Raw genomic sequence first — 23,873 nt, 5'->3', positions numbered from 1 at the left:
CGGATCAGCCGTCGTCCATCCCAGCCGGCGCCAAGACGGGCGCTCCGCGATGCAAGGTCCGATTGTCCGGGTTGGATGGTGGGCGTGACAGGGATTGAACCTGTGACCCCTGCAATGTCAATGCAGTGCTCTCCCGCTGAGCTACACGCCCATCCGAAGCCGCGCATACACCATTTTTGGTCCGGCGCGTCAATAGCAGGAAAAGAGGAAATACATGTCGTCTCGCCGCGGCTGTGGTTGACGCCCGGCGGCTTGCGGGAGGCGGCTCAGGCCGCCTGCAGCATCTTTTCGACCTCGTTGACGAGATCGCGCAAGTGGAAGGGCTTGGACAGCACCTTGGCGTCTTTCGGCGCCTTGGAATCCGGGTTCAGCGCAACGGCGGCAAAACCGGTGATGAACATCACCTTGAGGTCGGGGTCGATCTCCGTGGCGCGACGCGCCAGCTCGATGCCGTCCATCTCCGGCATGACAATGTCGGTCAGAAGCAGCGAGAACGGTTCCTCGCGCAGCCGCTCGTAGGCGCTGGCGCCGTTGTCGAAATCGCTGACCTGATAGCCGGCGCGCTCCAGCGCCTTGACGAGGAACCGACGCATATCGTCGTCGTCTTCCGCCAGAAGAATGCGTGCCATGATATCCCGTCCGAATCACCCGCCCGAGACTGCCGTGGGGCAGGCCCGTTAACCATCCTGTATATGAGGAGGTGAGAGTAAACATCAAGTGAACGCGGACGCGCTTGACCCACATTTGCCCAGCGGCACGACCGCCGAAATGCTGGACATGCGGCCAGCAAGGTGGCAGTTTCATGCCATGATGCACTGGTGTTTTCGGGTTCGTTCAAATTGAAGACGGCAGCCGAGGATTTTTCGGTCTTTCCACCCTTCGAAATCCGTTCGGGCGCCGAGCAGCGCGTCCCCTTTCTCTTCAATTCACCGCATAGCGGCCGTTACTATCCCGAACGCTTCCTTGCCATGGCAAGGCTCGATCGCAACGCCATCCGCCGCTCAGAGGATTGCTATGTCGACGAGCTGTTCGGCGGCGCCGTGGCGCTGGGCGCGCCGATGCTGGCGGCGAATTTCCCGCGTGCCTATCTCGACGTCAACCGTGAGCCCTGGGAACTCGACCCGCGCATGTTCGCCGAGCCGGTGCCGTCCTTCTGCAACATCCGCTCCGCGCGCGTGGCCGGCGGGCTCGGCACCGTGCCGAAGCTGGTGGGCGAGGGGCTCGACATCTATGCGGGCCGCTTGCCGCTCGCCGAGGCGGTTGCCCGCATCGAGGCCGTCTACAAGCCCTATCACGAAACGCTGAAGCGGCTTTTGACCAGGACCCATGCCCGTTTCGGCTTTGCCGTGCTGATCGACTGCCACTCGATGCCGGCGAGCATCCGCGTCGGTGACAACGGGCTGCGGCCGGATTTCATCATCGGCGACCGTTTCGGCATCTCGGCCACCGCGGCCCTGACCGAAACCGCGATCGGCCTGCTGACCGCGATGGGCTATACCGTCGCTCACAACAAGCCTTACGCCGGCGGTTTCATCACGGAACACTATGGCCGCCCGGCGCGTCATCTGCATGCGCTGCAGATCGAGGTCAATCGCGGGCTCTACATGAATGAGCGGACATTCGAGAAAGCCGCCGGCTTCGACGCGCTGGCCGACGATCTGACGCGATTTTCAGCCGACCTGATGGCGATGCCAGACCATCATTTCATCGACCTGCCGCTGGCCGCGGAGTGAAGATCACGCCTTGTCTCATGCGTGCCACTGCCCAATACACTTTGCGGTATTTGGACCCTTTGCAGTATTTGGGCGGCACGCTCCGGGAGCGGCGGTGAAAAAAAGACCGCATCGTTTGCACGATACGGTCGAAGTCTAGGGAGGAAACGCCCAAGGAGGGCATGGACAGGAAACCCTGTCCATCATTGATGGTATTGTGCAGCGCACAAATGTCAAGCGACGTTTAGGCTTTTTTAATTCAGAGTGATGTGGAAATTGCGTTTCGTTGGCGGGAACGTGATATTTGGGCAACAGATGTCGCTGGCGAATAATCCTCGAACACCCTTGTTTTGGCACGAAAGTGGCGGCAAACGACAGTCCGGGCATGCCGTAATTCGGGAGAATCAGTTGGACATCAGCATCGATTTCATGCGCCGCATCGCGCAAGCGGCGGCCGCCGAGACCTTGCCGCGCTTTCGCGCCCAAGGTGCGGTCGCCAACAAGGAGAAGGGCAGTTTCGACCCGGTCACCGAGGCCGACCGCGAGGCCGAGCGCGCCATCCGGGCGCTGATATCGGCCGAGTATCCCGACCACGGTATCCTGGGCGAAGAGCATGGCAGCGAGAACATTTCCAGCCGGCATGTCTGGGTGATCGACCCGATCGACGGCACGCGCGCCTTCATCTCCGGCCTGCCGGTGTGGGGGACATTGGTCGGGCTGACGGTCGATGGTGACGCGGTCGCCGGCATGATGGCGCAGCCCTTCACCGGCGAGCTGTTCTACGCCAATGGCTCCGGCTCCCACTATGAGGGACCGGGAGGTCCGCGAAAACTGTCGACCCGCAAGACGACGAAGCTGGCCGAAGCGACGTTGTTCACCACAACGCCGGCGCTGTTCAAGGGCGAGGCGCGCAATCGCTATGACGCGTTCGAGCGGCAAATCCAGCTCGCCCGTTATGGCGCCGATTGCTATGCCTTCGCCATGATCGCCTCGGGAAGCGTCGACATCGTCGCCGATCCTGGATTGAAGCCCTATGACATCGTGGCGCTGATCCCGATCATCGAGAAAGCCGGCGGTGTCGTCACCACTTTCGACGGCGGGCCGGCGGAGAATGGCGGCGATGTTCTGGCGGCGGCGACACCGGAGCTTCATGCCGCCGCCATGGCCGCCCTGCACGGCTGATATCGCCCCTGCTCAGTGCAGCCTTATCGAGCGCTGGAATTCCGCAGGGGTGCGCCCGTAGACCTGCCTGAATGAGGTCAGGCCGTCGGATCGTCCGAGCCGGGGACGAAGGCGTCGAAGGCGGCGAGGAATTGTTCGCGGTAGAGGTCGACTTCCTGCAGGATTTCGTGTTTGGCGCCGTCGATCATCAACAGCGAACCGAGTCTCAGATTTCTCGCATATGCTTCCACCGCCTTGGTCGAGACGACCTGGTCGGCGCCGGCGGCGATGATCAGCAGAGGCACCTGAATGCGGGCCATGAAGTCGGGGTCGCTTATGGCTTCCGACGCCTTCGCCGCCGCCTGCAGCCAGCGGACAGTCGGGCCGCCAAGTGCCAGTTGCGGATATTCTTCATAGATGCGCGTGTTGCGGCGATAGCGTTGCGGATCTGATGTCACCTTGTTGACCTCGAAAGGCAGCGTCTGTCTCGGGCGTGGACCCCAGGCGGCATAGAGCCGGCCGAGCCCCAGGGCGCAGAAAATCGAACAGACCCGGCGCACCGTCCCTATCGAGACCGGCAGGTCGGGCAACGTCAGGAATGGCGCGATCAGCACCATGCGCCGCACGCGGTTCACCATCGACGGCGCGGCAAGCAGCGTGATTACCGCCCCGGCGGAATGGGCCAGGATGTAATAGGGTCCACGGCAGTCCGGCAGCACGATCTCCTCGAAGAACTGCTCCAGATCGGCCGTATAGTCGCGGAACGACCTGACATAGCCGCGCTGGCGATCGCGGATCAGCCGGTCGGAATCGCCCTGACCGCGCCAGTCGAGGGTGGCGACACCGAAGCCCCGCGCGGCAAGGTCGCGGATGGTCTCGAAATATTTCTCGATGCACTCGTTGCGGCCGCCGAGCAGCACCACGGTGCCCCGCATTGGACGCGCCACCGCCGCGAACAGGCCATAACGGATCTTCTTGCCGTCGCGCGTGGTGAAAAAGCCGCCCGTGACGTTTTCCGGTCGCGGATTGCCTTCAATTTCGTGAAAAAGGGGTGTGTCGTGGAAAAGATCCGTCATTCGGCGCTTTGTGCTCGGCGTCTTGGCGCGCCAGCCCTTCACGGCCAGCCTCGTCAAGGTGATAGACGCCCACACATCAAAAGCAAAGCAAATCCGGGTTACGGAGGCCTGCAACGGGGAAGGCCGGAAGCGGCTTTGAGCACGCTTCCGGCCCCTGTCGATCCGGGAGGAAGGGACGTTAACACCCGGTTCGGCCTCGATGCGGCACCTCTGCAAATCCGGCGCCGCCAATCCTTGATCTTGAAAGCCACTTTAGCGGCGGCTGTCTGAACGGGCGCCGAAGCGCCGGTTCATCTGCCGTTCATCAAAGGCCGGCGGCCTCACTCTTTTTGCCGTCAAACGCAACTTGAAATGCTTTCGAACGCTCCCCAGATGTGGGTTGCGGCCGCCAATGTCGGGGCTGGTCCAGCCGAAACGCCGCTTACGGGTTTCGCACCGGCCATACGCAAACCATGTTGCTCAACAGGAGAACACCTCATGCGTCACGTTGATTTTTCCCCGCTTTACCGTTCGACCGTCGGCTTCGACCGTCTCTTCACCATGCTCGATTCGCTCGCGCAGCCCGATGGCGCGCAGACCTATCCGCCCTACAACATCGAGCGCACCGGTGAGGATTCCTACCGCATCTCGATGGCGGTTGCCGGCTTCTCGGATGACGAGATCTCCATCGAAGCCCACCGCAACGTGTTGACGGTGAAGGGTGAGCGCAAGGACGAGGGCACCGGCGAAGGCTCCGAGCTGCTCTATCGCGGCATTGCCTCCAGGGCCTTCGAGCGCCGCTTCCAGCTTGCCGATCACGTTGAAGTCGTCGGCGCCGCGCTGAAGAACGGCCTGCTCTTCGTCGACCTCAAGCGCAACATTCCCGAAGAGCTGAAGCCGCGCAAGATCGCGATCACCTCGGCTCCGGCCAAGGCCAAGCAGATCGAGGCCAAGACGGCAGCCTAAGGTTAGTCTCCCTCCCGAGACGGAAAGCGGCGCCGAAAGGCGCCGCTTTTTTGTTGTCGCGAAGCCTGACTATCCCGCGATCAGCTGGCCAAAGCGGTCGACTTCCTCCGAGGTCGTCGCAAAGCTGGTGACGAAGCGATAGAGCAGCTCGTCCTCGCCGATATGGCCGTCGAAGCCGTGCGGCCTGTGCCAGTCGTAGAAGGCCGCGCCCGCCGCCTGCAGCTTCTCGGCTTCGGTTTTCTTGATCACCGCGAAGACTTCGTTGGCCTGCGGCAGCCAGGCGAGCTTTGCCGTGGCCGAATCCTCGATCGCGGCCGCCAGGCGCGCGGCCATGGCATTGGCATGCCTGGCGGTATCGAGCCACAGCCCATCCTTGAAATAGGCTTCGAACTGCGCTGCGACGAAACGCGACTTCGAAAACAGCTGGGCGGCACGCTTGCGCAGAAAAGCCAATTCCTTGGCGCGATCGAGATCGAACAGCACGATCGCCTCGGCGCACCAGCAGCCGTTCTTGGTGCCGCCGAAGGACAGGATGTCGACGCCGCGTTTCCAGGTCATTTCAGCCGGCGTGGTGTCGAGCGCGACCAGCGCATTGGCGAAGCGGGCGCCGTCCATGTGCAGCGGCACGGAATGGTGTTTGGCGATCGCCGCAATCGCGGCAATGTCGTCCAGGCCATAGATCGTGCCGACCTCGGTCGACTGGGTGACCGAAACGGCCATCGGCCGGCCCCAATGGACTACCTCGCCGGCGAAACGGCCGATCGCCTTGTCCAGATTATGTGGCTCGATCTTGCCCAGCGGGCCGTCGACGGCGTGAAGCCGCGAGCCGCCGGAAAAATGTTCCGGCGCGCCGCACTCGTCCTCGATGATATGCGATTCGCGGTGGGCGAAGGAAATGCCGCCGGGCTTGTTATAGGCCGTCAGCGACAGCGAATTGGCGGCGGTGCCGGTCGCCACGAAGAACACGGCCACTTCGCGCTCGAAAATCTCGCTGAAGCGCTGATAGACGGTTTGGTCGAGGGCACCATCGCCATAGGCGGTCGAAAAGCCGGCGGTGTGGGCCGAAAGGCCGGCTGCAATGTTTGGATGGGCGCCTGCCCAATTGTCGGAAGCGAAGAACATGCGTCTGCCTGTGCTGGGGAAATCGCCGGACCTTGACCGGTTTCATGACCCGCCCGCAAGAGCCAGACACAAGAAAACGGGTAAAGCCAGCGTCGGGCTCGCGGCGTCTTCAGAGACCGAAGCTTACGTTTTGCAGCCGCCTCACGAAATTTTGTGTCGCGGCGCGGCCAAGTTTTTTGTGAATCGGTCTTGTATGGGTCCTGGATTTCTGTCATAAAAATTTAGGACAGTAGTGCTGTCTTATTTTGTCGCACAAAACAGGCTGGATTGGCGTATCGTTTAGGCCACTCCGGCTTTTGCCGCGAGCGACAGGTGGACGGACCAGCTCTGGCCTGTACGATACCGGATGTGAACCAGCGGCGCGCCGCTTGGTTCGGCGATTTCGCAAGACGTGCCGCAAGGATGAAGGGCGAGCCCAAGTGCTCGCCAAGGCAAACCAGCGCCCCCAGGCTGACCAAGGCCAAGTGGCGCGGAACGGAGGACAGGACGATGACGGAATTGACGCTCTCTGCGACGAACGGCCAGGCCGCGCAGACGAAAGCGGCCGCCGTCAAAAATACCTCCACCAAAAATCGCACGACCACCGGCGGCCTCACCGCCCAGGGACTCTACGATCCGCGCAACGAACATGACGCCTGCGGTGTCGGCTTCATCGTCAACATGAAGGGCGTGAAGTCGCATCAGATCGTCAAGGACGGGCTTGCGGTGCTCGAGAACCTGACGCATCGCGGCGCCGTCGGTGCCGATCCGCTGGTCGGCGATGGCGCCGGCGTGCTGGTGCAGCTTCCGGATCTTTTTTTCCGTGAGGAGATGGCGGCCCAAGGGATTGATCTGCCACCGGTAGGCCAGTATGGCGTTGGACACTGGTTCATGCCGCAAGATGCCATCCTTCGCGCCCATGTCGAAGAGATCATCGCGGAATCGGCGCAGTCCGAAGGGCTCCCGCTGCTGGGATTCCGTGACGTGCCCGTCGATAATTCGTCGCTGTCGAAGGCGGCTGACATCGTCGCGTCCGAGCCCTTCCACCGCCAGGTCTTCATCGGCCGCACGGCTGATATCACCGACGACGAGGAATACGAGGCCAGGCTCTATCTGCTGCGCAAGGTCATCTCGGGCCGCATCTACGCCGAGAACGACAACAAGGACATCGGCGCCTATTGCGTGTCGCTGTCGGCGCGCACCATCGTCTACAAGGGCATGTTCCTGGCCTATCAGGTCGGCGCCTATTACAAGGACCTCAAGGACCCGCGTTTCGAGACCGCGCTGATCCTCGTCCACCAGCGCTTCTCGACCAACACCTTCCCATCGTGGAAGCTGGCGCATCCCTACCGCATGGTCGCGCACAATGGCGAGATCAACACCGTGCGCGGCAACAACAACTGGATGGCTGCCAGGCAGGCGTCGGTCGATTCCGAACTGTTCGGCAACAACATCTCGAAGCTCTGGCCGATCTCCTATGACGGCCAGTCCGATACGGCGTGCTTCGACAACGCGCTCGAGTTCCTGTTCCAGGGCGGCTACAGCCTCAGCCACGCCATGATGATGCTGATCCCGGAAGCCTGGGCCGGCAACAAGCTCATGGATGCCGACCGCAAGGCTTTCTACGAGTACCATGCGGCGTTGATGGAGCCGTGGGACGGGCCGGCGGCGGTCGCTTTCACCGATGGACGCCAGATCGGCGCCACGCTCGACCGCAATGGATTGCGCCCTGCACGCTACATCGTCACCGATGACGACCGCGTCATCATGGCTTCGGAAGCCGGCGTGCTGCCGGTGCCGGAGGAAAAGATCGTCCAGAAGTGGCGGCTGCAGCCCGGCCGCATGCTTCTGATCGACCTGGCCAAGGGCCGCATCGTCCCCGACGAGGAGATCAAGTCGGAGATCGCGACCAAGCACCCGTACAAGACCTGGCTTGGCAATACGCAGCTCATCCTGGAAGATTTGAAGCCGGTGGAGCCTCGCGCGCTGCGCAAGGATGTCAGCCTGCTCGATCGCCAGCAGGCGTTCGGCTACACCCAGGAAGACACCAAGCTGTTGATGTCGCCGATGGCGACCACCGGCCAGGAAGCGGTGGGCTCGATGGGCACCGACACGCCGATCTCGGCGATGTCGGACAAGTCGAAGCTGCTCTACACCTATTTCAAGCAGAACTTCGCCCAGGTCACCAACCCGCCGATCGACCCGATCCGCGAGGAGCTGGTGATGAGCCTGGTGTCCTTCATCGGACCGCGGCCGAACATCTTCGACCTAGTCGGCAATTCGCGGCGCAAGCGCCTCGAGGTGCGCCAGCCGATCCTGACCAATGGCGACCTCGAGAAGATCCGCTCCATCGGCCACACCGAGGACCGTTTCGACACCAAGACGATCGACATCACCTATGGATCGAGCGAGGGCGCTGCCGGCATGCAGGGCGCCGTCGAACGTCTGTGCGAGCGGGCCGAAGCGGCGGTCGCCGGCGGCTACAACATCATCATCCTGTCCGACCGCCAGCTCGGGCCGGACCGCATCGCCATTCCGGCACTGCTGGCGACGGCCGCCGTGCACCACCACCTGATCCGCAAGGGACTGCGCACCGCGGTCGGCCTGGTCGTCGAATCCGGCGAGCCGCGCGAGGTGCATCATTTCTGCTGCCTCGCCGGCTATGGCGCGGAAGCGATCAATCCCTATCTCGCCTTCGACACGCTGCTCGACATGCACAAGCGCGGCGAACTGCCGGAAGAGGTCGACGCCTATGAAGTGGTGTCGCGCTACATCAAGTCGATCGGCAAGGGTATCCTCAAGGTGATGTCCAAGATGGGGATCTCGACCTATCAGTCTTATTGCGGCGCGCAGATATTCGACGCTATCGGGCTGAAGTCGGATTTCGTGCAGCAATACTTCACCGGCACCGCGACGCTGATCGAAGGCGTCGGACTGGATGAGGTCGCAGGCGAAACCGTCAGTCGCCACACGGACGGTTTCGGCAGCGATCCGGTGCTGCGCAACAGCCTGGAGGTCGGCGGCGAATATCTGTTCCGCATGCGCGGCGAGGCGCATATGTGGTCGCCCGACGCGGTCGCCACCTTGCAGCACGCGGTGCGCCAGGGATCGTGGGAGACGTTCAAGGACTATTCGGCGCAAATCGACAGCGAGACGGCCCGCGCCCAGACCATCCGCGGCCTGTTCAAGATCAAGCTGGCGGGTGAGACCGGCCGCACGAAGGTCGCACTCGACGACGTGATGCCGGCGGCCGACATCGTCAAGCGCTTCTCGACCGGGGCGATGTCGTTCGGCTCGATTTCCAGGGAAGCGCACACCACGCTGGCACGTGCCATGAACCAGATCGGCGGCAAGTCGAACACCGGTGAAGGCGGCGAAGAGGCCGATCGCTACCTGCCGCTGCCTGGCGGCGGCAAGAATCCGGAACGCTCGGCGATCAAGCAGGTCGCTTCGGGACGGTTCGGCGTGACTGCGGAATATCTCGTCAACTCCGACATGATGCAGATCAAGGTAGCGCAAGGCGCCAAGCCCGGCGAGGGCGGCCAGTTGCCAGGCCACAAGGTCGACGCCACCATCGCCAAGGTGAGGCACTCGACGCCTGGCGTCGGCCTGATCTCGCCGCCACCGCACCACGATATCTACTCGATCGAGGACCTGGCGCAGCTGATCTACGATCTGAAGAACGTCAATCCGGCGGCCGACGTGTCGGTCAAGCTGGTGTCGGAAGTCGGTGTCGGCACGGTCGCGGCGGGCGTCGCCAAGGCGCGCGCCGACCACATCACCATTTCGGGCTATGATGGCGGCACCGGCGCGTCGCCGCTGACCTCGCTCAAGCATGCCGGCAGCCCGTGGGAAATGGGTCTTGCCGAGACGCACCAGACGCTGGTGCTGAACGGCCTGCGCTCACGCGTGGCGCTGCAGGTCGATGGCGGTTTGCGCACCGGGCGCGACGTCATCATCGGCGCGCTGCTCGGCGCCGACGAGTTCGGCTTCTCGACCGCGCCGCTGATCGCGGCCGGCTGCATCATGATGCGCAAGTGCCACCTCAACACCTGCCCGGTCGGTGTGGCGACGCAGGACCCGGTGCTGCGCAAGCGCTTCAAGGGCACGCCCGAGCACGTCATCAACTTCTTCTTCTACGTGGCTGAAGAGGTGCGGGCGCTGCTCGCCGAGATGGGCTTCACCCATATCGACCAGATCATCGGCGACGCCGACCTTCTGGAAAAGCGCGACGTGATCCAGCACTGGAAGGCGCGCGGGCTCGACTTCTCGAAGATGTTCTACAAGCCCGATGCGCCGCATGAAGCGGCGCACTGGACCGAACGGCAGAAGCACCCGATCGATGATGTGCTCGACCGCAAGCTGATCGAACTGGCCAGGCCCGCGCTGGAGACCAAGCAGCCGGTCAAGATCGAAGTCGACATCCGCAATGTCGACCGCTCGACGGGCGCCATGCTGTCGGGTGAGGTGGCCAAGCGCTTCAGGCACAAGGGCCTGCGCGAGGACACGATCCAGGTCAAGCTCACCGGAACCGCGGGGCAGTCCTTCGGCGCCTTTCTGGCGCGCGGCATCTCGTTCGAGCTCGTCGGTGCCGGCAACGACTATGTCGGCAAGGGCCTGTCGGGCGGACGCATCGTCATCCGGCCGCCGCAAGAGGCCAGGATCGTCGCGGCCGACTCCATCATCGTCGGCAACACGGTGCTCTATGGCGCGACCGAGGGCGAGGCCTATTTCGCCGGCGTAGCGGGCGAGCGTTTCGCCGTGCGCAATTCGGGCGTGGCAGCCGTCGTCGAAGGCGTTGGCGACCATGGCTGCGAATACATGACCGGCGGCGTCGTCGTCGTCATCGGCAAAACCGGCCGCAACTTCGCCGCCGGCATGTCGGGCGGTGTCGCCTATGTGCTGGACGAGGCGGGCGATTTCGCCGAGCGCTGCAACATGGCCATGGTCGAGCTGGAGCCGGTTCCGGAAGAAGACGACCTCATGGAAAAGCTGCTGCACCATGGCGGCGACCTCGATCACAAGGGTCGCGTTGACGTGTCGGGCGACATGACCAGCCACGACGAGGAGCGGCTTTACCAACTGATCTCGAACCACGTGCATTATACGGGTTCGGTGCGCGGCCGCGAGATCCTCGACGACTGGACGATTTTCCGGCCGAAATTCCGCAAGATCATGCCGGTCGAATACCGCCGCGCGCTGATCGAGATGGAACGCATGCGCATGGGCGTCGCGGCCGAATAGATTTTTGAGAATTGCCGGGGAGCCCAGGCTTCCCGGCCCCTTTCATCGACAGTTTGACCTCGGGCTCAAGGTTGCCATGGCTGCCTCAAGAGGTTAACGGGTGCGGCGAAAACCGCACCATCTGGACAGCAGGAACTGGACTATGGGCAAGGTAACAGGCTTTCTCGAAATCGACCGGCAGGTGCACAAGTACCAGCCAGCCTCGGACCGCATTCGGCACTTCCGCGAGTTCACGCTGCCGATGTCGGACAAGGAGGTCGAGAAACAGGCCGCGCGCTGCATGGATTGCGGCATTCCGTTCTGCCACGGGCCGACGGGCTGCCCGATCCACAACCAGATCCCCGACTGGAACGATCTCGTCTACAACAGGGACTGGGACAACGCGATCCGCAACCTGCACTCGACTAACAATTTCCCGGAGTTCACCGGCCGCATCTGTCCGGCACCCTGCGAGGAAGCCTGTACGCTCAACCTCGAGGACATTCCCGTCGCCATCAAGACGGTGGAGCAGGCGATCGCGGACAAGGCTTACGAGACCGGGCATATCAGGCCCTATCCGCCGGAGAAGAAGACCGGCAAGCGGGTCGCCATCATCGGCTCCGGCCCGGCCGGCATGGCGGCCGCCCAGCAGCTTGGCCGCGCTGGCCACGACGTGCATGTCTACGAGCGCGAGAGCCGCCCCGGCGGGCTGATGCGTTACGGTATTCCCGACTTCAAGATCGAGAAGCACTATATCGATCGGCGCGTCGAACAGATGCAGGGCGAGGGCGTCACCTTCCATTGCGGCGTCAATGTCGGCGTCGACAAGCCCGTCGCGGAACTGCTGACCGAACATGATGCCGTGCTCTATTGCGGCGGTTCGGAAACGCCGCGCGCCGCCGGAATTCCCGGTGACGATCTCGGCGGCGTGCATGACGCGATGCCCTATCTGGTGCAGCAGAACCGCCGCGTCGGCGGCGAGCCGATCCAGTCCGTGGCGTGGCCGTCGCATCCGATCATCGCCGGTGGCCAGCATGTCGTCGTCGTCGGTGGCGGCGATACCGCGTCCGACTGCGTCGGCACCGCCTTCCGCCAGGGTGCGGTGCGCGTCACCCAACTCGACATCCGCCCGCAGCCGCCCGAGAAGGAAGACAAGCTCTCCGTCTGGCCCTACTGGGCAACGAAGATGCGTACCTCGTCCTCGCAGGCTGAGGGCGCCGAACGCGAATTCCAGGTGGCGACTCTCGAATTCATCGGCGAGGAAGGCCAGCTCACCGGCGTCAAGTGCTGCGAGGTCGACGAGAAGCGCAAGCCGATCGCCGGCACCGAATTCGTCATCCGCGCCGATCTTGCCTTCATCGCCATCGGCTTTGCCGGCCCGGCGATGGGAGGGGTTGCGGCGGAACTGGAGGGTGAGATGAAGATCACCACGGACAGCCGCCGTTCCAGGAATGTCGAGGCCAACGACCGCGACTACAGGACCAGCGTCGACCGGCTCTACGCGGCGGGCGATGTGCGCCGCGGCCAGTCGCTGGTTGTCTGGGCGATCCGCGAAGGCCGCCAGGCGGCACGCTCGATCGACGAGGCGCTGATGGGGACGACCGTCCTGCCGCGTTAGAGCGGTTCAGCGTTTGATAGACTCGCTAACATGCTCTAACTCTTTGCTTTACGCAATTCCCTAGGGAAAGCGCTACGCGCTTTTCCCGGGAAAACCGTTACACACTTTTCCTGCAATTGCTCTAGGGGCTGATCGCCGTCGTGGTGTCGCTTGCTGCCGCCGCGGCTGCTGGACTTGCCTTCGGCGGCCATGAGAAATCATCGGCGCGTCCGGGCGACGCCTCCGGTGCCTTGCCCTCGATCACCAGCCTTTCCCCGGGAAGAGCTGGATTGGCTTTCGGCGGCGGGGCAGCGCCGAGCAATTCGGTGCCGCCGTCGAGCGCGGGATCGCTGAGCAGCATGGGTTGGGTGCGATCGATGACGATAGGTGCGGCCGCCGGAGCCGGTGCTTCGACGGGTGCGCCCGCCGGCGCTGCCGCCGGTGCCACGCTTCCGGGCGCTGCCAGTCCAAGGATCTTCAGCAGCGGCCTTTCGGTGTAGAAGGCGAGCTTGCGCTTGCCTGCCTTGGACACGTTGATGCCGTCATCGGCGCGTAGCCGCACGGGCTGGCCGTTCATGTCGGGGCCGCTGGTAATGAAGGCGCCGTTCTCGTCGACGAAGCCGTCCCAGACATCGACGAATTCGCCGCCGTGGCTTTCGGCCGCCTTGTGGTAGATGTCGTTGAAGGCCAGCATGTCCGAGGTCATCTTCGGCACCCGGAAGGCCGGCATGCCGACCCACAGGAAAGGCACCTTGGCGGTGGCGATTGCCTTGCCGAACTCATCGGTACGGCGTTCGTATTCCTTGGTCCAGTTTTCGGAACGAGGCTGCTCGCGCACGTCGCCGACCTTCATCTGCTGGCGGTCGTTAGACCCCAGCATGACGACCACCGCGGCGGGTTTTTCGGTTTCGATCAGCGATTTGATCTGTTCAGGCCAGTTGTAGAAATCATCGCGCACGAAGCCTGACGAGCCATTGCCGCGGACAATGATCCTGACACCGGTATTCTCGGCGAAGGCTTCGTCCAGACCCTCGGCGAGCCCCGTCGCCATGAAGTCGCCGACCACCAAGACGGTGCGGGCGTCCGGCGCCTTTTCGACCACGGGCGTTGCCGGCTCCTCGGGTGGACGTGGCGCACGAGGTTTCTTCTTCGGCTTAGGCCTCGCCTGCTGGATGTCCGGCGGCGGCTCGATCCGCTCGCTGCGGCGCGGAAACAGAAGGTCGCGCAACGACCAGCCTCGGCTCTGCTGCGGCTGCTCCTGCGCCATGGCTGGGGCATGGACGGCGCCGGCCACGGCAATGGCGAGCACGGCGAAGGCCAGGATCAGCACCGGCATGCGACGAACGAACGTGCCGATGCGCGCAGGCCAAACCAATCGCTCCCTCCCTACTCAACTTCGTCAGGCTCTATTTCTGCCTGAGCCATTTCAGCACTTCCAAGCTCGGATAGCCATCCTGGGTCAAGCCGACCTTTGCCTGATAGGCCATGATGGCCGTCTTCGAGCCGTCGCCGATCTTGCCGTCGAATTTGCCATCATAAAGGCCATGCTGGGAAAGTCGCTTCTGCAACTCCTGCCGTTCCTCGAAGCTGAGCTTGGTGAAAGGCCGGTTCCAATCCTGGACCAGGCCGCTGCCGCCGGCGATCTCATCGGCAAGCAGACCAACGGCCAGCGCGTATTTGTCGGCATTGTTGTAGGCCTTGATGACCGAAAAATTCCTGACCATCAGGAAGGCTGGTCCGCCACGCCCGTCCGGCACTTTCAGCGTCGCCTTGTCGGTGAGGTTCTTGAACGGCTTGCCGCTGGCCCTGACGACGCCGAGCGCCTGCCATTGTGCCAGCGTCTTCGATCCGCCCGGCAATTTGCCTGCCGGCAACGTGACTTCGTAGCCCCAGGTCTTTCCGGCCTGCCAGCCATTCTTCTTGAGCAGGTTGGCTGACGTCGCCAGCGCATCGGGGATGGAATTCCAGATGTCGCGCTTGCCGTTGCCATCCATGTCGACGGCATAATGCTGGTAGCTGGTCGGGATGAACTGGGTCTGGCCCATGGCGCCCGCCCAGGAGCCCATCAGGTGGCTCTCGTCGATATCGCCGGTTTGCAGGATCTTCAGCGCCGCGACCAACTGGGTGCGGGCATATTTCGAACGTTTCGCGTCGCCGTAGCCCAAAGTCGCCAGCGAACGGATGACGTTGCGCATGATGTCGTCGCGCTTGAGGATCTCGCCATAGTTCGATTCCATCGACCAGATGGCCAGGAGAACATAGCGGTCGACGCCGAACCTTGCCTCGATCCTGTCCAGCCAAGGCTTCCACTTTTTCGCCATTTGCTGCCCGACGGCGACGGACTGATCATGGACGCGGTTGTCGAAATAATCCCAGGCGGGGGCGGTGAATTCGGGCTGCGTTCGGGCCTTTTCCAACACCACCGGATCGGGCTCGTTGATAGTCCTGAAAGCCTGGTCGTAGACGGAGCCGGAAACGCCGCCCGCCATGGCGGTGGCGCGGAACCCGGCAACCCATTGCCGGAAACCGGCGTCGGCGAAAGCCGGCCCGGTCGGCACCAGCAAAGCGAGCGAGAGGCTGGCCGCCGTCATGACGCTGGCGAAACGTTTTGCGGCATTGCGAACGGACATCTTTTCCTCCTTCTCTGTCTCAGGAAAGACCATTCATCGCCGAACCGGGTTAGGAATTAGTTTACCATAGGCGTCGCCTGGAACGAAAAGACACCTGGGTGCTTTAACCGGTGGAAGTTTCCCCTCAGTTGCCCCAGTAATCTTCAATTCCGGCGTGAAAATGTCGCGAGACGGGGATTGCGGAGCTGGCCAGCAAACGGATAATTGAAGGCATGAAGAGAGTTCGCAAGGCAGTTTTCCCGGTCGCCGGTCTCGGCACGCGGTTTCTCCCGGCCACCAAGGCCGTTCCCAAGGAGATGCTGACCGTCGTCGACAGGCCGGTCATCCAGTATGTCGTCGATGAGGCGCGCGAGGCGGGCATCGAGCATTTCATCTTCGTCACCGGCCGCAACAAGGCGGTCATCGAGGACCATTTCGATATCCAGTTCGAGCTCTATGACACGCTGGCACAGCGCGGCAAGGACGAGCAGCTTGCTCGCCTGCAACGGCTGCAGCCGGCGCCAGGGCAGACCAGCTTCACCCGCCAGCAGGTGCCGATGGGTCTCGGCCATGCCGTCTGGTGCGCGCGCGAACTGGTCGGCGACGAGCCGTTCGCCCTGTTGTTGCCGGATATGATCATGCAGTCGGAGAAGAGCTGCACGAAGGCAATGGTCGAGCTCTATGAGGAAACCGGCAACAACATCATCGCCGTGCAGGAATGCGATCCGGCGGAGGCGCATAGATACGGCATTGTCGGGCGCGGCGAAGACACGCATCACGGGTTCCGTATCACCGAAATGGTGGAAAAACCGAAGACCGGCACGGCGCCGTCCAATCTCTACATCAACGGCCGCTACATCCTGCAGCCCGAGATTTTTGGGATTCTGGAGGGGCAGGAGAAGGGCGCCGGCAACGAGATCCAGCTCACCGACGCGATGCTGAAGCTGGAGAAGCAGCAGGCCTTCTACGGCTATCACTATCAGGGCCGCACCTTCGATTGCGGTTCGCCGGAGGGTTTTGTCGAGGCCAATGTCGCCTTCGCGCTGTGGCGCAGCGACATGAATGAGAACATGGCCGGCGTCATCCGCACGCTTCTCGACGAGGTGAGCCCATCCGAGCGCCGCGGGGCCGCATTTTAGTCACCGCACTTTCGTCATCCTCGGGCAAAGCAGGAGCGTAGCGACGTCGCGGAGACCCCAGGATAACGAAGCTTATAGGCCTTCAGCGCTGCACTTTCACGCCGAGGTAGATGCTGTTGGCGGTGTAGTCGCGGCCGGGCAGGTTGCTGGTCAGCTTCTCGGTTCTCACCCGGGTGGTGAGGCCGGCATACCGGTTCAGCCACCAGGTCAGTCCGGCCTCCGCGCTCAAGATCCTGTCATGGCCGTCGATGCCGACATAGTCGCGCCAGTCCAGGCCCAGAGCCGCATTCGCGGTAAGATTGGATCGGATCACACGTTCGCCCGTCAGGCGTCCGGAGTAGAGGATATCGCCGCTTTCGCCTGACGTGGTCGTGGTCTCGACAGTTGTCTTGCCGGTCAAGCCGATGATGGTGCCGCGTTGCGGCGACCATTTGACATCCGCGTTGACGGTGGCCCCCGAAATCGCTTCCAGGCTCTTGTCGTCGACGGCTTCCCTGAGCCAGCCGGCCGAGAATTCACCCGACAGCTTCTCGCCCATGTCGAGCTGCAGGCCCGCGCGGGCGCCAAGCCGCGTCGAGGAGCGCTCGAAGCCTTCATTGTCGATGCGCTGGTCGTAGGCCCGGCGGCCGACCTCGATTTCGGTGAAGGGCGTGAGCGCCGGGGAAATCTCGTAGCCGGTGCGCAAGGTTGCTGTGTAGAGCGTGTTGTCCTGGTCTTTCTGCGACAGCGAGGTGCCGTCCGAGAGCTTGGCGTCGCCATAGAAGTCGTGTGAGACCGCCCCGGTCAATGTGTACTGCATCTTGCCGACCGCCTTCTCGACGCCGATGCTGCCGTCGATCGACTGCCGCAGGGGCTGGGTGCTGACGCCGGCGATGGCATCGGGCGAAGACGCGGATTCCGGCACGGCTTCGTAGCCGAGCTTGGCGATGGCGCGCATTTCCTTGTCGAGGTCGACATTGAGCTGGCCTTCGATGCGGCCCTGCGCATCGTGAACCCGGTAGCCCGACACCGTTTCGCGGAAAATGCCGTAGCCGTCGATGGTCGCGGAGTTTTCACGCCAGTCGGAAGCGGCGGTAAAGCGCAGCGCCGTCTCGGACAGCAGCGCCGATGTTCCGGCACTGCTCGAGTCGCCGTTCGTCGTGGCCGTCAATCCCTGTTCGATGGTCGGCCGGATGACGAAGGAGCCCCATTTGACCCCGGTGGCGGCGAACGGATCGTCCTCGGGTTTCTTGTTCCGGCCCTCGATCGCAGTGGTGCGCTCGGCGCCAGCGTCGAGTTTCTGCCTGTCCGCACTGTCGATGGTGAGTGCACGGCGGTTGGCCGCGTCCTGGTCCGCCGCGATGCTGTCGGTGTCGTCCGTTGTGGCCGTCGTGGCAGTGGTGGTTGGATCCGTAGCCGCCGTAGTGCTCTTTTTCTTCTTCGACTTGTCGGCCGCCCTGTCCTTTGCCTTGTCGGCCGCATTCTTCCTGGCGGTCGAAGTGCGGCGCGGCTTGGGCTGCGTCGGCGCATCAGCGGAGGTATCGTCGCTAGCCTGAGGCGGGTCGAAGACGCTGGTGGTCGAGTTCGCGGCGTCCGTGTCGTCAGGCACGGCGTCGGCGCTGGCCGGCAAATAGGTGCGCGCCGGCGCGTTGTCCCGCGCGTCAGCGTTGGCCGCCGTTTGCTGGGCGAGAACCAGGCTTCCCGCCTTGCGCTGCTGGTCGGACAGGATCGCCGATTCGGATACTTCTCCACGCAGTTCCGTTTCCTGGGCATGGAGGGGCGCAGGGCGCAGCAAGGCAAGGATGCTGGTCGCCAGCAGCAAGGCGCAGGCCGCCTTGTCCCGTCGTCCTCTCAATTTTTCTGGCTGGACCCCGGACATCGCCACCACTGCTTGCGCGGCGCATGCGCGCCATACTTACCGAACCGTAAATGGGGATGGTTAATGGAGGGTTGAGGCGGCACGCATCCCCCCCGGCTCGAACGCGATTTTCGCGGGCGACAATGCCGGTCCGGGTCGTGCCCTCTGTCTTGATCCTTGTCCTTGCTCCAACCGCCGCACACTCGACCTTGATGCCGGAGGGCCATTTCCGTTGGACAGGCGGGCGGCAAAGCGCTAATCGCATGATCCATGCATGCGAGACCTCTCGATAAGAAGCCTCTGGACAGGCAAGCGTCGATCGAATCGGCGCTGAGAACGGTGGCAACTGAACAGGCCGGGATCGCGGCCCTTGCCGAGGCACTCGAGAACGGACTGGCAGCACCCTTTGCCCAGGCCGTCGAGATGATCTCGAAGATCGAGGGCCGGCTCATCGTCACCGGTATTGGTAAAAGCGGCCATATCGGGTCGAAAGTCGCGGCGACGCTGGCCTCGACCGGCACGCCGGCCTTCTTCGTCCACCCCGTCGAGGCCAATCATGGCGATCTCGGCATGATCGCCAAGGACGACGCCGTCATCGCGATTTCGTGGTCGGGCGAGAGCAAGGAGATGATGGGCATCGTCGCCTATTCCAGGCGTTTCTCCATCCCGCTCATCGCCGTGACCTCCGGAGAGACGTCGGCGCTGGCGCGCGCGGCCGACGTGGTGCTGCTTTTGCCACGCACCCCCGAGGCATGCCCGCATGGCCTGGCGCCGACGACATCGACGCTGCTGCAACTGGTCATCGGTGACGCGCTGGCGATCGCGCTGCTCGAGGCGCGCGGCTTCACGCCTGACCATTTCCGCACCTTCCATCCCGGCGGCCAGCTCGGCGCCAACCTGACCATGGTCTCCGAGATCATGCGGGCCGGCGACCAGATGCCGCTGGCTTCGCTCGGCACCAAAATGCCGGAAGCTGTGATGACATTGTCGCAGAAGAAGGTCGGCTGCGTTCTGATCGTCGACGCGAATGGCGAACTGGCCGGGATCATCACCGACGGCGATGTCGCGCGCAACCTGCACCGCAACCTGGCCGACGTCATCGTCGACGACGTGATGACCCGCACGCCCAAGACGGTCGACCCGCAGACGCTTGCAGGCACGGCCATCGCGCTGCTCAACGAGCACAATATCGGCGCGCTGGTGGTGACCAGGAACAACATGCCGCTGGGCGTGGTGCATTTCCATGACCTGTTGCGCATCGGCGCTGCCTAAGGCGTGTCGGTATTCAGGTCAGGCCGGCCTGCGGACGGCAGCCTCCTGCGCTTCCCCGTTCTACTGCGTCGCAGTAGAACTGAGCTCACGGACTTAATGCCCGCTCCGCTCCGGTTCTCGGAAGCCACCATTCTCGGCTCGGCCTGACCTGAATCTCAACACACCTCGTGCCGGTGCTATTCAGGTATTGGGGGCCGGAAACTCAGACCTGTTCCACCGTCAATTCCAGGTCGGTGTCGGCAGCGGCGGTGACGCGCACCTGTGTGCCGGCGGGCAAATCCGGGCCGGAAACCCGCCACAGCGTGTCGCCGAGCTTGATGCGGCCGCGGCCGTCACGGATCGGCTCGGCGAGCGTCGCCATCCTGCCGATCATCTGCGCACCACGGCGGTTGAGCAGCGGCTGATCGCTCGGCTGGTCGTGTCCGCCCATGAGTTTCTTGCCGGCAAAGGCTGAAACCAGCGACAGCACGAGGAAGAGCAGCACCTGGACCTGCCATGTCCAAATGGCGGCACCCCAGACCAGCAGCGACACCGCGCCGACGATCAGAGCGGCGATGCCGATCCAAAGCATGAAGAAGCCCGGCGCGATGACCTCTACCACCAGCAGCACGAAGCCCAGGACCATCCAGTTCCACGGGCCGAGTTCAGAAACGATGCGGTCGATCATGAGAGTGGCCTATCTCAATTCTCGCTCGGGCGGACCACCGGCGGGCGGGCTGCCTGCCTCTGCGCACCGGTCGTGCCTTCGCTGCGGAAGACCTCCTTGGCGATTTCGCCAATGCCGCCAAGTGAGCCGATCAGAGACGACGCCTCGAAGGGCATCAGCACGATCTTGCTGTTGGTGGCGGTGCCGATCTTGCCCAGCGCCTCGGTGTATTTCTGGGCGACGAAGTAGTTCAGCGCCTGCACGTCACCCTTGGAAATCGCTTCCGACACGACCTGGGTGGCGCGGGCTTCGGCTTCGGCGGAGCGTTCGCGCGCCTCGGCATCGCGGAAGGCGGCTTCCTTGCGGCCCTCGGCTTCGAGGATCTGCGACTGCTTGAGGCCCTCGGCGGCCAGGATCTGCGCGCGCTTGTTGCGCTCGGCGGTCATCTGGCGGCCCATCGATTCGATGAGGTTGGCCGGCGGGTTGATGTCCTTGATCTCGACGCGGGTGATCTTGATGCCCCACGGGTGCGCCGCCTCGTCGACGACGCGCAGCAGGCGCTCGTTGATGGCGTCGCGGTTGGACAACAGCTCATCGAGGTCCATCGAGCCCATGACGGTACGGATGTTGGTCATCGTCAGGTTGAGGATGGCGTTCTGCAGGCCGGCAACCTGATAGGCGGCCTGTGCCGCATTGAGGATCTGGTAGAAAGCGATGCCGTCGACACCGACGATGGCGTTGTCGCGGGTGATGATCTCCTGGCTCGGAACGTCGAGCACCTGTTCCATCATGTTCATCTTGGCGCCGATGCGGTCGACGAACGGCGTGATGAGGTTGAGGCCGGGGCTCAGTGTCTTGGTATAACGACCAAAGCGTTCGACGGTATAGTTGTATCCCTGCGGAATTGTCTTGATGCCCTTGAACAGCACCAGCACGACAAGCGCGACAAGAACAACGATCGCAATATCGAAACCACTGAAATCCATTTGGCTCTCCCTCAGAGGCAGGCCGCGCAAGCCATTCCCGCGCAGCCAACTTCACCAAAGACTTAAGTGTGTTTCAAGAACGTTACAATCATGTGATGAGGGATTGTTTGCGAGTATACACTCAGCGGTTGAAGGCAAACAGGCTTGCATCCGTGTCTTCAAGCCCGTCGATCGACGCCGAGACGATCTCCGCAGCGATCCGCGAGAAGGTGATGCCATTGCCGCCATAACCCAACACGGCGTGGATGCGCGGGTGCCTGGGAATGGCGCCGATATAGGGCAGGCCTGACGTCGTGATGCCGAAGGAGCCGGCCCAGGCAAATTCGGGCCTGACGTCGAGATGCGGAAACATCAGGCCTAGCTTTGCGGCGATGCGTGCGCTCTTGTCCCCGATCAGTTCATCGCGCCGCGTCTCGTCGATGAAATCCTCGTCCTCGCCGCCGCAGATGACCCTGCCGTCGACCGTTGCCCTGACGTAGAGATAGGGATCGGAAGCTTCCCAGATAAACGCCGCACCCGGCCATAGTTTTCGCGTTTGCGGGCGGGTTGCGATCGCCCATGTCGATATGACCCGGTGAGCAGCCGCCGGCACCATGTTGACCAGTTCGTAACCCGTGGCCAGGACAACATGCCGTGCCGTGATGGCGGGGCCATCCCTGGTCGTCACGATCACCTCGTCGGCACTGTCCTTGATCGCCGCCGCTTCGACCGGCGTATAGAGACGTGCCTTGCGCTCCCGAGCCTTGAGTAGCAACCCGGCCGTCAGCTTGCGCGGGTCGAGCGCGATGTTGCCATGGCTTAGGATGGCGCCAGCGCGATCGATGCCGAATGTTTCGGCCAATGGCGCCGGTGTGAGATAGGTCGCGCCGATGCCGGCCATCTGCCGCGCCTCGGTTTCGTCCCGGAGTTCCGAGGGGCCGAGCGCGGTACCGGCCAAATAGAGCGATTGGGTGCGGCTCATGCCGCATTTGATGCCGAGTTCGGCGATGCGGGCGGCGAGATTGGAAATAGCCAGCCGCGAACGTCGCCAGGCCTGCCGTGCCTGGGCCGTGCCAATCATCCTCGACAGAGCCGAAAGCGGCTGGTCGATTTCGAACTGCACCAGCGCCGTGGTTGCCGCTGTCGATCCTTTCAGCGGCCCCCGCCGGTCGATGCAGATCACGGAGTGACCATCCGCTGTCAGCGCCTCGGCCATCATGGCGCCGCTGATGCCCATGCCGACGATCAGCACATCGGCCTTGACGTCCCGGATCAGACTGCCCGTCGGCACCGCGGGCGCCCGATAGGCGGACCAGACGGGCCGGCCAGTGCTGAGGTCGAGTTTGCGGAGCATTGAATTCTCCGGAGGCGCTGCTCAACGCTTCGGAGCTTGTGTTGTTCCGGCGTCAGACCCAGCCCGACAGTTCGCGCCGCACCATTGCTTCGATCACCGCCATGCCCTCGGGGCTGTCGTTGAGACAAGGAATGTGGGCGAAGTTTTCGCCACCGGCATGATGGAAGGTCTCGGCTGCTTCGCGGCCGATCTCGTCCAGCGTCTCGATGCAGTCGACGGAAAAGCCTGGATTGACGATGGCAATCGATCTGATGCCGTCCTTGGCCAGTTTCTCGACCGTCTTGTCGGTGTAGGGCTGCAGCCACTCCTGCGCCCCGAAGCGCGACTGGAAGGTGGTGATCAGCTTGTTCTCGCCCCAGCCGAGTTTCTCGCGCAGCAGCCGCGTCGTCTCCAGGCAATGCGCCCGGTAGGGATCGCCCTTGTCGGAATAGGGTTTCGGGATGCCGTGATAGGAGGTGATGACCACCTCCGGTTCGAAATCGAGCGTCGCCAGATGCCGTTCGATCGAACTGGCGAGCGCTTCGATGTAGACCGGCTCGGCATAGTAGGGCGGCACACTGCGGATCGCAGGTGCCGCGCGCATTTTCATCAACGCCCGGAACAACTGGTCGTTGGCGGTGGCGGTCGTCGTCGCCGAATATTGCGGATAGAGCGGAAAGCTCAGGATGCGGTCGCAGCCTTGCGCCACCAGCCTTTCGGCGACGCTTGATGTCGAAGGGTTGCCGTAACGCATCGCCCAGTCGACGATGACATTGGGCAAGTCGCGCAATGCCCCGGTCAGCTTTTCGGATTGCGCGCGCGTGTAGGTGCGCAAAGGCGACTCGTTCTTCTCCCGGTTCCAGATCCTGGCGTAGTTGGCACCCGACTTCTTCGGCCGCGTGGTCAGTACCAGCCCATAGAGGATCGGATACCAGATCGCCTTGTTGAGCTCTATGACGCGCGGGTCGGACAGAAATTCGCGGAGATAGCGCCACATAGGCTTGAATTCGGTACCGTCGGGCGTGCCGAGATTGACCAGCATGACGCCGACCTTGCCGGCCCTGGCCGGCGCGTGTCCCGCCGTCGCGGCGACCGGCTTGACCGTCTTGGGGTCGACAACATTGGTAGGCGTCATAAGGGTTCTCCGGAGACGGCGTGAAACTAGCGATGGCGCGCCGCTTTTCAATGCTGCGTCTGGCCGCACCATACCGCCTTTCCGTCTGGAAAAAGAACACCCGCCAGGTTTCCCAGGCGGGT

17 protein-coding genes and 1 tRNA gene are annotated in these 23,873 nt (G+C 63.2%); 7 read left to right on the top strand and 11 right to left on the bottom strand.

Annotated features, from left to right (window positions below):
- Window positions 1-76: 76 nt before the first annotated feature.
- Both FJ434_RS07355 and FJ434_RS07350 read right to left on the bottom strand, forming a co-directional pair.
- Window positions 77-151: transfer RNA gene (locus FJ434_RS07355), tRNA-Val, on the bottom strand.
- A gap of 115 nt (window positions 152-266) precedes the next feature.
- Window positions 267-629 (bottom strand): response regulator, encoded by a 363-nt coding sequence (locus FJ434_RS07350; protein WP_006199474.1) that lies wholly within the window; start codon window positions 627-629, stop codon window positions 267-269.
- 162 nt (window positions 630-791) lie between these two features.
- Here FJ434_RS07350 and FJ434_RS07345 point away from each other — a divergent pair, with 162 nt between their 5' ends.
- Together FJ434_RS07345 and hisN are read left to right on the top strand one after the other, a co-directional pair.
- Window positions 792-1,733: an N-formylglutamate amidohydrolase gene (locus FJ434_RS07345; protein ID WP_127869910.1), complete on the top strand. Its 942-nt coding sequence runs from the start codon at window positions 792-794 to the stop codon at window positions 1,731-1,733.
- A gap of 387 nt (window positions 1,734-2,120) precedes the next feature.
- Window positions 2,121-2,894 (top strand): histidinol-phosphatase, encoded by a 774-nt coding sequence (gene hisN, locus FJ434_RS07340; protein ID WP_140745335.1) that lies wholly within the window; start codon window positions 2,121-2,123, stop codon window positions 2,892-2,894.
- 77 nt (window positions 2,895-2,971) lie between these two features.
- Here hisN and FJ434_RS07335 read toward each other — a convergent pair whose 3' ends face one another.
- Window positions 2,972-3,949, bottom strand: a complete 978-nt coding sequence (locus FJ434_RS07335; RefSeq protein ID WP_140745338.1) for an alpha/beta hydrolase — start codon at window positions 3,947-3,949, stop codon at window positions 2,972-2,974.
- Window positions 3,950-4,426: 477 nt separating this feature from the next.
- Between FJ434_RS07335 and FJ434_RS07330 the strand changes: the two genes are divergently transcribed.
- Window positions 4,427-4,894, top strand: coding sequence for an Hsp20 family protein (locus FJ434_RS07330; RefSeq protein ID WP_027142918.1), 468 nt, complete (start codon window positions 4,427-4,429; stop codon window positions 4,892-4,894).
- Window positions 4,895-4,963: 69 nt separating this feature from the next.
- Here FJ434_RS07330 and FJ434_RS07325 read toward each other — a convergent pair whose 3' ends face one another.
- Window positions 4,964-6,016, bottom strand: a complete 1,053-nt coding sequence (locus FJ434_RS07325; protein ID WP_140745341.1) for a low specificity L-threonine aldolase — start codon at window positions 6,014-6,016, stop codon at window positions 4,964-4,966.
- Between the two features lie 489 nt (window positions 6,017-6,505).
- Between FJ434_RS07325 and gltB the strand changes: the two genes are divergently transcribed.
- Together gltB and FJ434_RS07315 are read left to right on the top strand one after the other, a co-directional pair.
- Window positions 6,506-11,239, top strand: coding sequence for a glutamate synthase large subunit (gltB, locus tag FJ434_RS07320; RefSeq protein WP_140745343.1), 4,734 nt, complete (start codon window positions 6,506-6,508; stop codon window positions 11,237-11,239).
- A 142-nt stretch (window positions 11,240-11,381) separates the two neighbouring features.
- Window positions 11,382-12,836 carry a glutamate synthase subunit beta gene (locus tag FJ434_RS07315; protein ID WP_140745345.1) on the top strand — a complete coding sequence of 485 codons (1,455 nt, stop codon included), beginning with the start codon at window positions 11,382-11,384 and terminating at the stop codon, window positions 12,834-12,836.
- Between the two features lie 121 nt (window positions 12,837-12,957).
- Here the strand turns inward: FJ434_RS07315 and FJ434_RS07310 are convergent, their stop codons facing one another.
- A complete protein-coding gene (locus FJ434_RS07310; protein ID WP_140745347.1) occupies window positions 12,958-14,190 on the bottom strand; it encodes a DUF459 domain-containing protein in 1,233 nt (410 codons plus the stop codon).
- Window positions 14,191-14,221: 31 nt separating this feature from the next.
- Window positions 14,222-15,445 carry a lytic murein transglycosylase gene (locus FJ434_RS07305; RefSeq protein ID WP_140745350.1) on the bottom strand — a complete coding sequence of 408 codons (1,224 nt, stop codon included), beginning with the start codon at window positions 15,443-15,445 and terminating at the stop codon, window positions 14,222-14,224.
- A gap of 203 nt (window positions 15,446-15,648) precedes the next feature.
- Between FJ434_RS07305 and galU the strand changes: the two genes are divergently transcribed.
- Entirely contained in the window at window positions 15,649-16,563 is a 915-nt protein-coding gene (gene galU / locus FJ434_RS07300; RefSeq protein ID WP_181165829.1) for a UTP--glucose-1-phosphate uridylyltransferase GalU, read from the top strand.
- An 82-nt stretch (window positions 16,564-16,645) separates the two neighbouring features.
- On the opposite strand, the gene FJ434_RS07295 is transcribed toward galU, so the two are convergent.
- Window positions 16,646-18,421: an outer membrane beta-barrel protein gene (locus FJ434_RS07295; protein WP_181165811.1), complete on the bottom strand. Its 1,776-nt coding sequence runs from the start codon at window positions 18,419-18,421 to the stop codon at window positions 16,646-16,648.
- A 249-nt stretch (window positions 18,422-18,670) separates the two neighbouring features.
- Between FJ434_RS07295 and FJ434_RS07290 the strand changes: the two genes are divergently transcribed.
- A complete protein-coding gene (locus FJ434_RS07290; protein ID WP_140712800.1) occupies window positions 18,671-19,672 on the top strand; it encodes a KpsF/GutQ family sugar-phosphate isomerase in 1,002 nt (333 codons plus the stop codon).
- Between the two features lie 202 nt (window positions 19,673-19,874).
- Here the strand turns inward: FJ434_RS07290 and FJ434_RS07285 are convergent, their stop codons facing one another.
- The 4 genes from FJ434_RS07285 to hemH form a co-directional block, all read right to left on the bottom strand.
- A complete protein-coding gene (locus FJ434_RS07285) occupies window positions 19,875-20,339 on the bottom strand; it encodes an NfeD family protein (RefSeq protein ID WP_140712798.1) in 465 nt (154 codons plus the stop codon).
- Between the two features lie 14 nt (window positions 20,340-20,353).
- Window positions 20,354-21,304, bottom strand: a complete 951-nt coding sequence (locus FJ434_RS07280) for an SPFH domain-containing protein (protein ID WP_140504234.1) — start codon at window positions 21,302-21,304, stop codon at window positions 20,354-20,356.
- A 121-nt stretch (window positions 21,305-21,425) separates the two neighbouring features.
- Window positions 21,426-22,637: an FAD-binding oxidoreductase gene (locus FJ434_RS07275; protein ID WP_140745356.1), complete on the bottom strand. Its 1,212-nt coding sequence runs from the start codon at window positions 22,635-22,637 to the stop codon at window positions 21,426-21,428.
- A gap of 52 nt (window positions 22,638-22,689) precedes the next feature.
- Window positions 22,690-23,751, bottom strand: coding sequence for a ferrochelatase (gene hemH / locus FJ434_RS07270; protein ID WP_140745358.1), 1,062 nt, complete (start codon window positions 23,749-23,751; stop codon window positions 22,690-22,692).
- Window positions 23,752-23,873: the final 122 nt, after the last annotated feature.

This window comes from Mesorhizobium sp. B2-5-13, assembly GCF_006440535.1.
Lineage (GTDB): Bacteria > Pseudomonadota > Alphaproteobacteria > Rhizobiales > Rhizobiaceae > Mesorhizobium > Mesorhizobium salmacidum.
The sequence above is the reverse complement of the archived record's forward strand: the minus strand, read 5'-3'. Positions and strand labels throughout refer to the sequence as shown.

What these genes read in the sequence shown, in the direction of transcription:
- FJ434_RS07315 (WP_140745345.1), top strand. Translation starts at nt 11,382, where the DNA reads ATGGGCAAGGTAACAGGCTTTCTCGAAATCGACCGGCAGGTGCACAAG.
- FJ434_RS07290 (WP_140712800.1), top strand. Translation starts at nt 18,671, where the DNA reads ATGCATGCGAGACCTCTCGATAAGAAGCCTCTGGACAGGCAAGCGTCG.
- FJ434_RS07325 (WP_140745341.1), bottom strand. Translation starts at nt 6,016, where the DNA reads ATGTTCTTCGCTTCCGACAATTGGGCAGGCGCCCATCCAAACATTGCA.
- FJ434_RS07335 (WP_140745338.1), bottom strand. Translation starts at nt 3,949, where the DNA reads ATGACGGATCTTTTCCACGACACACCCCTTTTTCACGAAATTGAAGGC.
- FJ434_RS07350 (WP_006199474.1), bottom strand. Translation starts at nt 629, where the DNA reads ATGGCACGCATTCTTCTGGCGGAAGACGACGACGATATGCGTCGGTTC.
- gltB (WP_140745343.1), top strand. Translation starts at nt 6,506, where the DNA reads ATGACGGAATTGACGCTCTCTGCGACGAACGGCCAGGCCGCGCAGACG.
- FJ434_RS07285 (WP_140712798.1), bottom strand. Translation starts at nt 20,339, where the DNA reads ATGATCGACCGCATCGTTTCTGAACTCGGCCCGTGGAACTGGATGGTC.
- FJ434_RS07295 (WP_181165811.1), bottom strand. Translation starts at nt 18,421, where the DNA reads ATGTCCGGGGTCCAGCCAGAAAAATTGAGAGGACGACGGGACAAGGCG.
- FJ434_RS07275 (WP_140745356.1), bottom strand. Translation starts at nt 22,637, where the DNA reads ATGCTCCGCAAACTCGACCTCAGCACTGGCCGGCCCGTCTGGTCCGCC.
- FJ434_RS07280 (WP_140504234.1), bottom strand. Translation starts at nt 21,304, where the DNA reads ATGGATTTCAGTGGTTTCGATATTGCGATCGTTGTTCTTGTCGCGCTT.
- hemH (WP_140745358.1), bottom strand. Translation starts at nt 23,751, where the DNA reads ATGACGCCTACCAATGTTGTCGACCCCAAGACGGTCAAGCCGGTCGCC.
- FJ434_RS07330 (WP_027142918.1), top strand. Translation starts at nt 4,427, where the DNA reads ATGCGTCACGTTGATTTTTCCCCGCTTTACCGTTCGACCGTCGGCTTC.
- FJ434_RS07305 (WP_140745350.1), bottom strand. Translation starts at nt 15,445, where the DNA reads ATGTCCGTTCGCAATGCCGCAAAACGTTTCGCCAGCGTCATGACGGCG.